Here is a 12,108-nt window from a genome sequence, read left to right on the forward strand (position 1 = left end):
TTGTCAACAGACCCTAATACAAAAAATAAATCCTTAATTTAAAGATAAAATTGTTAATTAATTTAAAAATTGTCTAAAATAAACCCTTTGTCCGATAAAAAGCACATTTATGTTAAATGAAGCACTCTCAAAAATGCCAGAGGTCTTTGAGGCCAAAATATTATTGCGTGGCCAAGAATATTTTCAGAATGGACATGTGCTCAATATTCGTTTTAGTGATGGTTTACTAAAAGGTCGAGTAAAAGGCAGCTCAAGTCAGATTTATGATGTACATATGGATTTGAAGGTTTGGCCAAAAAAACTGGCGCACTGCACTTGTAATTATCAATATAATTGCAAGCATGCGGCTGCGTGCTTGTTCGCTTTACGTGATCGAGAAAAGGAAAACCTACCGTCTGTATTTGTCAATAAATTAGATAAAAGACTCGATAGCTGGTTGAAAAATTTACGAGCGCAAGAAGCAGCGGTAGTAAAGGCTCCGGAAAGCACCCACCATTTAGTCTATCTCGTAGAGTTAAGGCTTGCTGGACATGAGCATCGAGTCGCGATTAAGTTGGCTTTAGCCAAGTTATTAAAACGGGGTGGTTATGGAAAAATGATCACTTTTAATAGTCTTTCCGATTCTAAAAAACAGCATTTTGTGGGTGATGATAATGATTTGGTCGCCTTGCTGTTGTTTAAATGTGGTGTTTCTGGCTGGTTTGATACTTTAGTCATACGGAATAGCGAATTATTAGAACGAATCATTGCAACTGGCAGGGCTTTTTTTATACAGAATCAGCACGAGCCAATCCACTTAGGTGAGCCCATCCAAGGAACTTGTGAATGGAAGCTATCTCTGAACGGCAGTCAAAATTTATTATTAATGCATCAAAGTGAGGTTCTTGAACCTTTGCTATTGGATGATAGTTGGTATTTTAATCATTTAGAAAGCAAAATGGGGCATTTAATTACTGCATATCCAATAAAACAGCTGGGCTATCTCTTGGAGGCGCCTCCAATACCCATGGAACAAGCCGAGTTATTAGCAAATAAAATGGCTAAAACATGCCCTGAATTTCCTGTGCCGCAAGTTTTTGCACAACGAGAAATTCGCAATGTGATGCCAGTCCCTGTGATCGTTCTCGATGCGATTAGCGAATTTGATGAAGATGCTTCTTGGCTGTATGACGCTGAAGAAGAACTACATGTGTTATTTATTGCGCGCATTGTTTTTGATTATGAGGGTTTAATGATTGCGGGTTCTGAGGCGTGTGAAACCGTTGTTTGCCAACAGGATGGGGTTTTAGTTGAATACATGCGTCATAAGGATTTTGAGAAATCAAAATGGGATGAAGTGCAGGAAATCCTGGAGCTAAGAGTACCAAGGGCTTGGGAAAATGAACAATGGGAAAAAGTAAAGCGAGCTGATTTCGTTCTGCAAAATATTAATGTCTTGGCGGATTTAGAATATCTTTATAGTCAATTAATACCTGAGTTAGAAAGTCGAGGTTGGCGGGTTGAGCGTATCAGCTCTTTATATCAAGAAGTGATTAGCGCCGATGAAGTAGAGTGGTATTCGAATCTATCTGAAAGTACAACAGACTTTTTCTCCTATCAATTGGGGATTTTAGTTGAAGGTAAACCTGTCAGTGTCGTTCCTTTGGTAGCAGATTTAATTCAACGTTATCATGGTAATGACTTAGATGCTCTTCCCGATACACAATTAGTTAAGTTACCCTTGCATGATGGGCGTGCACTGCAGTTAGAAATGGGGCGAATTAAGCCATTAGTTCGATTGCTGCTACAGTTTGGCATACGCCATGTTGACGAAAATCAACAGGTGCAAATGAACAAATATCAAGTGATTTTGATGCGTGAAGCGGAATTGGCTATTGCAGCTACCAAAACCCGTTGGCAAGGGGCTGAAACTTTAAGAGAACAAATAAGAACACTTTCACAATTAACCCTTATTCCTGAAATAGAGCTGCCACTAGGTTTACATGCTCAGCTAAGGGATTATCAACGTTATGGGTTGAATTGGCTGCAATTTTTGAGAGTGAGCCATTTTAGCGGTATTCTCGCTGATGATATGGGGCTAGGTAAAACGGTGCAGACTTTAGCTCATTTACAGTATGAAAAGGAACAAGGGCGTATTAAAACTGCAAGCTTAATTGTTGCGCCGACCAGTCTTGTGGGGAATTGGCAGGCAGAAGCAAAGCGCTTTACCCCTCAATTGAAAGTCTTAATTTATCATGGTTCTGAACGTCATCAGGATAATTTTGATGACTATGACATTGTGGTGTCTACTTATGGATTGATTCATCGCGATAAAGACAAATTTATTACCTATCCTTTCTATTATTTGATTTTAGATGAAGCACAGTTTATTAAAAACGCGCGCACCAAAACCACACAAATTATTCAACAATTGCATGCAACTCATCGTTTATGCTTGACAGGCACACCTTTGGAAAATCACTTAGGGGAGTTATGGTCTCTATTTCATTTTTTGATGCCAGGATTATTAGGTGATGCAAAACAATTTAGACTATGGTTCAGAACCCCCATTGAAAAATACGCAGATTTGAACAGAAGGGAAGTACTCATAAAAAGGATTCAGCCTTTTATATTAAGAAGAACAAAAAATCAGGTAGTTCGTGAATTACCACCCAAAACGGAAATGACTCGGACTATAGAAATTATTGGTCCACAACGTGACTTGTACGAAGCGATTCGCATGAGTATGGAGAAAAAAGTTCGTGATGCTATTGCAAAACAAGGATTGGGTAAAAGTCATATTCTTCTTCTGGATGCACTGCTGAAATTACGCCAAGTGTGTTGTGATCCCAGACTTTTGTCTTTGTCTGAAGCATCAATTGCACATGGGACCTCGGCAAAGCTCGAAGCGTTAATGGATTTATTGGACAATTTAGTGGGTGAAGGTAGGAGAGTATTGGTTTTCTCACAATTTACTTCTATGCTGCAATTAATTGAAGAAGAATTGCGTGCGCGAAACTATGATTATTTAAAGTTAACAGGCCAAACAGTGCATCGACAAGCCATGGTAGAAAAATTTCAGGAAGGAAACACCCCTGTTTTTCTCATTAGCTTGAAAGCGGGTGGTACTGGACTTAACTTAACACGTGCTGACACTGTAATTCATTATGATCCTTGGTGGAATCCAGCTGTTGAAGATCAAGCAACTGATCGAAGTCATCGAATAGGTCAGGAAAACCCTGTTTTTGTCTATAAGCTCATTACCTCAGGTACGGTAGAGGAAGCCATTTTAGGAATGCAAGATAAAAAGAGACAATTAGTTGAAGGGGTTTTATCGGCAGATCCCGCTAAGGCACTGACTTTAAGTGAAGAAGATATAGAACAATTTTTTATGCCATTGACAATATCGTAGCTTGAGTATAGGGCGGCGGAACCAGGGAGTGTATTGGCAAAGTTCCCGGGTTTCAGGCTACAACACTAGATAATTCATTTTTTAAAATTTATTGCATTAAAACTGGCATAGTTATCAATCATGGCATAAGCTATTAAATGATTGTAAACATGGAGAAAATTATGAACTTATGGAAGCTCGCTTGTGGTTTTTTTATTGCTGTTTGCTATTTACCTACAGCACTAGCCGCATCTCAAGCACCGGTAGGTAGATGGGTCACAATTGATGATAAAACAGGTAAAAAGAGAGCAGTTGTCACCATTAGTGAATCTGGCGGACAACTAAGTGCGGTCATTGATAAGGTCTATCCACAACCTGGTGATACCGGGATTTGTGAGAAATGCCCTGGGGGTTTTAAAGGTAAAAAAATCCAAGGATTGCAATTTATGTGGGGATTAAAGAGTGAAGGTGAGAATGAATGGAGCGGTGGCTCTATTTTAGATCCTAAGTCAGGTAAAATCTATCGCGCAAAAGTCACAGTCCAAGGAAATAAACTCTTAGTCAGAGGATATGTGGGGATTTCTTTATTAGGTCGTACTCAAGTTTGGCAAAAACAATAATTCATCAATACATCCCGAACTGCTTTGTTCGGGATGATGTTGTTTAAATATCACACAATTTCCTGTTCCAAATTGTCAATCTAATGACATCTTTTCAAAAGCACATTACAATATCCAGTTCCAAATTGTCACTGTGCTATTACTATGTATGATCTGCAAAACCCCAAAAAGACGGTTGATCCATTAAAACGCCCACCTCATTCAGTGGAGGCGGAGCAGTCCATTATCGGCGGATTAATGTTGGACAATCAGGTTTGGGACAAAGTCAGTAATAAATTATGTGAAGCAGATTTTTACCGCACCGAGCATCGAATTCTATTCCGCTCTATTGCTAATTTGGTAAAAAAAGATCAGCCTTTTGATGTAGTGACTTTGCTTGATGCATTAAAGTCGCATAATGAATTAGATGATGCGGGTGGTGAGGCCTATTTATTTGAACTGGCTAATAATACTCCTAGTGTTGCTAACGTGTCGGCTTATGCTGATATCGTTCGTGAAAAATCAGTTCAGAGACAACTGATTCATGTAGCTACCGAAATTGCGGATTCAGCATATAACCCCGGAGGCAGACAAGTTCCAGAGCTACTTGATATGGCCGAAACCAAAGTTTTTGCTATAGGTGAACAAACTGGTGGGGATGGTGGTCCTGAAAATATAAAATCAATTTTGGTGCGTGCAGTCGAAAAAATTGATGCGCTCTATCATAATGGCGATGCACTTACTGGGCTTGCTACAGGCTTATCCGACTTGGATGAAATGACTTCCGGGTTGCAGCCTTCCGATCTGATTATTGTTGCAGGCCGTCCTTCCATGGGTAAAACCACCTTAGTGATGAACATGGCAGAGCATGGCGCAATTAAGTCTGGAAAACCCGTTCTTGTTTTTTCTATGGAAATGCCGGCAGATTCTTTGGCAATGAGGATGATGTCTTCTTTAGGGCGTATTGATCAGCATAAGATTAGAACTGGTAAACTGGATGATGATGATTGGCCTCGTGTTACCTCTGCAGTACATATGCTTTCCGAAGCGCCTTTATTTATAGATGATACTCCAGCTTTAAGCCCAGGTGAAATGCGTGCACGTGCGCGAAGATTGGCAAAAGATCAGGGTACTAACTTGGGTCTCATCGTGGTGGATTATTTGCAGTTAATGAAAGTACCTGGATTTTCTGCGGATAATAGAACGGCAGAGATATCTGAAATTTCACGCAGTCTTAAGTCGCTTGCGAAAGAGTTGCAAGTACCCGTTATTGCCTTATCTCAGTTGAACCGGAGTTTGGAGCAACGGGCAGATAAACGACCAGTCATGTCTGACTTACGTGAATCGGGAGCGATTGAGCAAGACGCCGACTTAATTTGTTTTATTTATAGGGATGAAGTTTATAACGAAGATAGTCCCGACAAAGGTACGGCAGAAATTATAGTTGCCAAGCAAAGAAATGGCCCTATTGGTAAAGTGCGTGTTGCCTTCATAGGTAAATACACGCGTTTTGAAGATTTAGCTTATAATGGTTATCAAGGGGTAGACTAAGGTGTCCAGACCTACCAGATTGGTGATAGAGCCAAATGCTTTACACCATAATTTAGCACAAATAAGACGTTTTGCTCCTGGCAAAAAAATAATTGCTATGGTCAAGGCAAATGCCTATGGCTGTGGTGTGCATGTCGTAGCACCAATATTGGAAGGACATGTAGACGCTTTTGGTGTGGCTTGTATTGAAGAAGCGCTAGTTCTTCGTAAAATAGGGATTCGCACTCATTGTATTCTTTTTCAGGGTGTATTTAGTCCTGATGAATTTAAGGTGGTTGCACAGCATCAATTTGGTTGTGTCATCCATCAACCTCATCAAGTTCAGTGGCTTTTAAATACTCCGCTTGATACGCCTCTTAAACTATGGGTTAAAGCGAATACGGGTATGCATCGTTTGGGTTTTAAAACCCATGAACTGCCAGGGGTGATGGATGCATTGAAAACCTGCCCGTGGGTGGACAATGATATTGGTTTGATGACACATCTAGCATGTGCCGATGAGCCAGATCGCATAGAAAATGTTCAACAAATGGCTTTGTTTGATAGTATTTCTGTTGCAGGATTTAGTCAACGCAGTATTGCTAATTCAGCCGCTATTATTGCTTTTCCCCAAACTCATGCTGATGTGGTCAGACCTGGGATTATGCTTTATGGTGTATCTCCTTTTGCCAATCAGACTGCATTTGATTTGGGCTTGCTTCCTGTAATGCGTTTTGTTTCTGCAATTAGTGCAGTTCATTATAACCCACCATTGGCTCAAGTTGGGTATAGTGGTATTTGGAAAAGTGAAAAACCGTCAATCATTGGTATTGTTGCTGCAGGTTATGGTGATGGTTATCCACGGCATATTGCTGAAAATACACCGGTTTGGGTTCAGGGTAAAGAGGTTCCTATTGTAGGACGTGTCTCAATGGATATGCTGGCTGTGGATTTAACCAATCATCCAGAGGTTAAGCCTGGAGCACCCGTTGAGCTTTGGGGTACGCATGTTTTAGTTGAGCGAATCGCACAAGCAGCAGGGACCTCGGGCTATGAGTTATTATGTCAGATTTCCGAGCGAGTACGCCACGATTAAGTAACCATGCCTTAGTATCTATCGCTACGATGGGGATGAACGGGGTATGGATAATAACTGAACGTGATGTTAGAATCGAAACCGATTTATAACCTTTTAATTGGGTGAGATGTTATGAAAAAAATAGCAGTTACATCATTGTCGTTGTCTTTATTATTGGTTGGTTGTGCGCCAATGAATCATCAAGATGTAGGTACGCTCTCAGGTGGGGTTATTGGTGGATTAATTGGAAGCCAATTTGGTGGTGGCCCAGCAGCTAGATTGGCTGCAACAGCAGGTGGTGCTATTGCAGGTGCTTATTTAGGTGGTCAAATTGGTAAATATATGGATAAGGTAGATAGAATGGAAATGCAACGTGCCTTAGAAACTGCACCCACTGGCAGATCCGTACATTGGTCAAATCCAGACACTGGAAATAGTTATACTGTACAACCTACTCGTACTTATTATCGTGAGCGTTTACCTTGTCGTGAGTACTTAACTAAGGCAATCATCGATGGACGTCCACAGACATTACGTGGTAGCGCATGTCGCCAGCCAGATGGTACTTGGCATGTTGTAAATTAAAAACAATTCATGTTATCCATGTAGCCTGGGTGAACCCAGGCTACGCAATTAAATGTTATTTAACTTCTTCATCCTTTTTTTTGTCACAGCATATACATTTACAGCAACAAAATAGGTTATACAGCCAGGCAATAATAAAACCCATGATGAAGGCATCAATAAACCCTATAATACCTCCCAAAATACTTCCTTTAATTGAAGGAGTATATCCTGGATATAAAGAACCTACAGCGATTACAAAACCATGCCCATATGTATAAAAGTATGCGAGTAATCCTATCACCAAGATAGACACACCCCAGAGTACTCCAAATGCAAGACCTAGAGCCACAGGGCTTAATTTGCAACCTTTCATGTTCATCTCTCCTTAAGTATCTTGTAGCCTGGGTGCAGCGCAGCGAAACCCAGGAGATAGCAACAAAACCTGGGTTTCGCTGTGCCCAGGCTACGAAAACAGCAAAACTAGAATAAAATCAACTGCCTTTCTCAAAGTATAGACTAAGGTATTAATTAATTAACAATTTCTCGCAAATTGAAAAATATAAAGTTTCTAATTGATGTAAATCACTTAAAGAAACGCATTCATTCACTTGATGAATGGTGGCATTAACCGGTCCAAGTTCTACAACTTCAACACCATAGGGGGCTATGAAACGACCATCAGATGTCCCACCACTTGTAGAAAGCTCAGGAGAATTTTTTGTGAGCTCGATGATTGCTTCTTTACAGCTCTCCAGTAAGGCACCTTGGGCTGTCAGGAAAGGTTCGCCACTGAGACGCCATTCCATGATAGGATTCAGATCGTGATTTTGAAAAATAGTGGTCATTTTTTCTTTTAGCACACTATGTGTTTGCTCTGTCGAATATCTAAAATTTAAGTGTAAAACCAGATCCCCAGGAATTATATTGAGCGCTTGGCCTCCAGATTGAAGATGGGTAATTTGCATGGATGTTGGCGGAAAATGATGGTTTCCCTGATCCCAAAGCGTTGTACTTAGCTCGGCTAATACGGGACTAATTTTGTGTATTGGATTATCTGCCAAGTGAGGATAGGCAACATGACCTTGTTTCCCATGTAAGGTAATTTTCGCACTCAAGGAACCGCGTCGGCCAATTTTAAGCACATCGCCAACTCGATGTGTACTTGAAGGTTCACCTACAATACAATAATCAATGTGAATCCCTTGATTTTTTAAAAGCTGCATGACATAAGGTGTGCCCATATCATAATCATTACCTTCCTCGCCACTGGTAATAAGGAATCCCAATCTTCCCTGAAACTTGGGATAGGTTTTAACAAATCGTTGTGCCATAAGCAGCATACATGCAAGGCTTCCTTTCATATCAGCAACACCACGCCCAAAAAGCATTCCGTTTTTATGTTCCATGATAAACGGATCGGATAACCATTTTGTTGCATCACCGACAGGAACTACATCGGTATGGCCAGCAAAGACCAGAAGCGGGCCTGATTCTCCATAAGATGCGAAGAAGTTAGAAACGGGCTCCTTATTCATGCGTTGGCAACTAAATCCTATACGCTCCAAAAATTGGATCATAAACTCCTGACAACCTGCATCTTCAGGGGTAATAGATGGAAAGCGAACCAGTTTGTTTAATATTTCTTGTAATTCAGAATGTGGTGTTACTGATTCAGTCATTTTATCCTGCTCTCAATAATTCATTAATACTCACTTTTGCTCTAGTCTTTTCGTCCACCTGTTTTACAATGACAGCACAATACAAACTGTAGCTTTTATCTTCACTGGGTAAACTTCCAGCAACGACTACAGAACCAGCGGGAATTCGACCGTAGGTAATTTCGCCAGTTAGGCGATTGTATATTTTGGTGCTTTGCCCTAAATATACACCCATGGATAAGACCGAATTGCGTTCCACAATCACTCCTTCAACTACTTCCGAACGAGCGCCAATAAAGCAATTGTCTTCGATTATTGTGGGATTAGCTTGTAATGGCTCCAGAACACCTCCAATACCTACTCCACCTGAAAGGTGCACGTTTTTACCAATTTGCGCACAAGAGCCGACAGTTGCCCAAGTATCAACCATGACTCCTTCATCAATATAGGCGCCTATGTTGACATAAGATGGCATTAAAACGCAGTTGTTGGCAATGTATGCCCCTTTGCGAACCATGGCATGTGGCACTACCCGTACACCCGTTTGCTTAAATTGTTCTTCTGTATAGTTATTGTATTTGAGAGGAACCTTGTCATAAAACTGACAAAAACCTGAATCAATAACTTGGTTAGGATAAAGTCTAAAAGACAAAAGAACTGCCTTTTTTATCCATTGATGAACTACCCATTGCTCATTTATTTTTTCTGCAACACGGTATTGGCCGCTATCAAGGCAAGAAAGAACCTCATTCACTGCAGTGATGAGCTCAGGAGAAGCTGTTTCAATGGAGAGCGTTTGACGTTCTTCAAAAGCTTGTTCAATTGTAGATTGTAATGTATGCATCTGTTTTTCCCGTATCATTTTGTAGCCTGGGTGCAGCGCAGCGAAACCCGGGGAGTTCTAAAACAGTTAAACCTGGGCTCCGCAGCGCTGCACCCAGGCTACAATAATTAATATGCAAGTGCATATTCCAGATCCGCTTGTAAATCATCCACGTGCTCTATACCTACTGAAAGACGAATAAACCCATCTTCTATCCCTAAAATTTTACGTTTTTCTGGTGGCACAGAAGCATGTGTCATAATCGCTGGATGCTCAATTAAGCTTTCTACTCCACCTAGGCTTTCGGCTAAGGTAAATAGCTCGCAGCGAGCAAGGAAGCGTTTGGCTGCATCAATACCGCCATCAAGTACCATGGAAATCATACCACCAAAACCATGCATTTGTTCTTTGGCCAAATCATGTTGAGGGTGGCTTGCAAGGCCTGGATAGATTACTTTCTTTACTTTAGGTTGCTTACTTAGCCAATTTGCCAGGTGATTTGCATTCTCACAATGTCGCTCCATGCGCAACGACAGGGTTTTCAAACTTCTTAAAACTAGGAAACTGTCAAAAGGACCTGCAACACCACCACAAGAATTTTGCAGAAAAGCAATTTTGTCAGCTAGATTAGGATTGTCACCAACAACCACAACGCCGCTGACTACATCTGAATGGCCATTAAGATATTTGGTTGCAGAATGAAGTACGATGTCGAATCCCAACTCGATAGGTCTTTGAATCCAAGGCGTCGCAAATGTATTGTCTGCAACGGCTATAAGATTATGGCGTTTTGCTATCTTAGCTATTTCACGTAAATTGGCTAGTTTTAACATAGGATTAGAAGGTGTTTCTACCCAGAGCATACGTGTTTTAGGAGTAATTGCTGCTTCAATATGGTCAGTATTAGACATATCTACAAAAGAAAAAGATAATTCTGACGTGCGGGTTTTAACTTTGTCAAATAAACGAAATGTGCCTCCATAAAGATCATCCATGGCGACTACATGATCTCCTGCATCTAATAAATCAACAACTGTATTAATCGCGGCCATTCCAGAAGCAAAAGCAAAACCACGTTGACCTGATTCCAAACTGGCAATACACCCTTCATAAGCATCGCGAGTAGGGTTATGTGTGCGTGAGTATTCATATCCAAGATGTTCGCCTGGAGCAATTTGTTTGTAAGTTGACGTTGCATAAATAGGGGTCATAACTGCGCCGGTACTTGGGCATGGTTTTTGACCTGCATGAATGGCTCGAGTTTCAAAGTGATTCTTCTTCATTGGATATCCTTAAGGGCGGTAAATTTTTATGCAATCGTTCACTATGTTCACTGAAAGCCATCTTGGTGGAGGTTAAATCTGACTTTTCGCTTGTGAATAGATACATTTTTGTGTTGATATCTTTCTTCCACTTGTGTACGAGTGATCTTTTCATAGTGGTTTATGTAGGATATTCTAGTGGGGGTTCTATTTATAGGCAAGTTCTACTTTGTGGGTAGCCAGGGGGCGGCTTAATGGCAATGCGGATGCAGCGAAGTTTGATACTTCAGGGGCGTTTTGATAATGAAATTTGATCTTCATGCTTTATTTTCAGCAAAATACGCACAATGGATTATTATTGCTTTTATTTCACTGTTTTCCATACTGATTATTACTGAATACGCTACTTTGATCTTTTCTCCTATAAAGATACACGCAGCACCTGAAGCTACAAAAGAGATGCCAGTGATACCCAAGCAGAATTCCTTCGATGCAATTTTACATTCCTCTTTATTTGGGGTGTATGTTTCTAATAATTTATCCAGTATTAAAAAATCCATGCTGAATGTTACTTTAGTAGGAATTTTACGTGCTCATAAGATCAATAATTCCCAAGTAATCATTCGTTCTGCAACTGGGGAGGAAAGAACTTATAAATTAGGCGATACCATCCCTGGGGGTGCCGTGATCAAGCGTATTATGACTTCCGGGATTTTGGTTGAACGCAATGGCGCATTAGAGAGTTTAAGTTTACCCAAAAATGAATTAATCTTTGAACCAGTGGCTAAGCCTTTGAAAGGGGAATAAAAATTTTATGAGACGCATATTTAATGTATTAATCGTTGTAATTTTTATTTCTACTCTTTCTGCCTGTGTTGTTACCCGTGCAAACAATTTGCGTGAAGGGATTGATAGCTTTAGACTCGAAAATTACCGTAAGGCGTTTATTCGCCTAAAACCAATAGCTGAAAAAGGCCAGCCTGATGCTCAATATGCCGTGGGCTATATGTATTATTATGGCAAAGGTGTAGTTGAAGATCGAAAGAAAGCGTGGTTTTGGATTAATGCTGCAGCAAATTTAGGACAGCCTGATGCCAAAGAAGCTATTCGCATATTGGCTCGTGGTGGCTCATTGAGTTAAAACTACAGTTCGATATTTTGTAGCCCGGGTGTAGCATGGCAGAACATGGGATTCTGAACATAGATAAGTATCTTAATCCC

At 40.6% G+C, this 12,108-nt stretch carries 11 protein-coding genes; 7 read left to right on the forward strand and 4 right to left on the reverse strand.

The window, feature by feature from the left end; genetic code table 11:
* The first annotated feature begins 109 nt into the window (after positions 1–109).
* The 5 genes from BGO44_RS05575 (at position 110) to BGO44_RS05595 (ending at position 7,162) form a co-directional block, all read left to right on the forward strand.
* Positions 110–3,391, forward strand: coding sequence for a DEAD/DEAH box helicase (locus tag BGO44_RS05575; RefSeq protein ID WP_058509584.1), 3,282 nt, complete (start codon positions 110–112; stop codon positions 3,389–3,391).
* Positions 3,392–3,552: 161 nt separating this feature from the next.
* The gene (locus BGO44_RS05580) at positions 3,553–3,990 is read left to right on the forward strand and encodes a DUF2147 domain-containing protein (protein WP_058509585.1); all 438 of its coding nucleotides are present in this window, start codon (positions 3,553–3,555) and stop codon (positions 3,988–3,990) included.
* A gap of 144 nt (positions 3,991–4,134) precedes the next feature.
* Positions 4,135–5,520, forward strand: a complete 1,386-nt coding sequence (gene dnaB, locus BGO44_RS05585; protein ID WP_273198622.1) for a replicative DNA helicase — start codon at positions 4,135–4,137, stop codon at positions 5,518–5,520.
* A gap of 1 nt (position 5,521) precedes the next feature.
* Entirely contained in the window at positions 5,522–6,595 is a 1,074-nt protein-coding gene (alr, locus tag BGO44_RS05590; protein ID WP_058509587.1) for an alanine racemase, read from the forward strand.
* A gap of 114 nt (positions 6,596–6,709) precedes the next feature.
* A complete protein-coding gene (locus BGO44_RS05595) occupies positions 6,710–7,162 on the forward strand; it encodes an RT0821/Lpp0805 family surface protein (protein WP_058509588.1) in 453 nt (150 codons plus the stop codon).
* A 55-nt stretch (positions 7,163–7,217) separates the two neighbouring features.
* On the opposite strand, the gene BGO44_RS05600 is transcribed toward BGO44_RS05595, so the two are convergent.
* The 4 genes from BGO44_RS05600 to BGO44_RS05615 form a co-directional block, all read right to left on the reverse strand.
* Positions 7,218–7,517, reverse strand: a complete 300-nt coding sequence (locus BGO44_RS05600) for a bacteriophage holin (protein ID WP_058509589.1) — start codon at positions 7,515–7,517, stop codon at positions 7,218–7,220.
* Between the two features lie 151 nt (positions 7,518–7,668).
* Positions 7,669–8,823, reverse strand: a complete 1,155-nt coding sequence (gene dapE / locus BGO44_RS05605) for a succinyl-diaminopimelate desuccinylase (RefSeq protein ID WP_058509590.1) — start codon at positions 8,821–8,823, stop codon at positions 7,669–7,671.
* Between the two features lies 1 nt (position 8,824).
* Positions 8,825–9,646, reverse strand: a complete 822-nt coding sequence (gene dapD, locus BGO44_RS05610; RefSeq protein WP_058509591.1) for a 2,3,4,5-tetrahydropyridine-2,6-dicarboxylate N-succinyltransferase — start codon at positions 9,644–9,646, stop codon at positions 8,825–8,827.
* A 107-nt stretch (positions 9,647–9,753) separates the two neighbouring features.
* On the reverse strand, positions 9,754–10,908 hold the full coding sequence (locus BGO44_RS05615; RefSeq protein WP_273198621.1) for a trans-sulfuration enzyme family protein: 1,155 nt from the start codon (positions 10,906–10,908) through the stop codon (positions 9,754–9,756).
* A gap of 282 nt (positions 10,909–11,190) precedes the next feature.
* Between BGO44_RS05615 and BGO44_RS05620 the strand changes: the two genes are divergently transcribed.
* On the forward strand, positions 11,191–11,694 hold the full coding sequence (locus tag BGO44_RS05620) for a type II secretion system protein N (RefSeq protein WP_058509593.1): 504 nt from the start codon (positions 11,191–11,193) through the stop codon (positions 11,692–11,694).
* Between the two features lie 7 nt (positions 11,695–11,701).
* Positions 11,702–12,028, forward strand: coding sequence for a tetratricopeptide repeat protein (locus BGO44_RS05625; RefSeq protein ID WP_058509594.1), 327 nt, complete (start codon positions 11,702–11,704; stop codon positions 12,026–12,028).
* The last annotated feature ends 80 nt before the right edge of the window (positions 12,029–12,108 follow it).

It is taken from the genome of Legionella sp. 39-23, assembly GCF_001897665.1.
Lineage (GTDB): Bacteria > Pseudomonadota > Gammaproteobacteria > Legionellales > Legionellaceae > Legionella > Legionella steelei.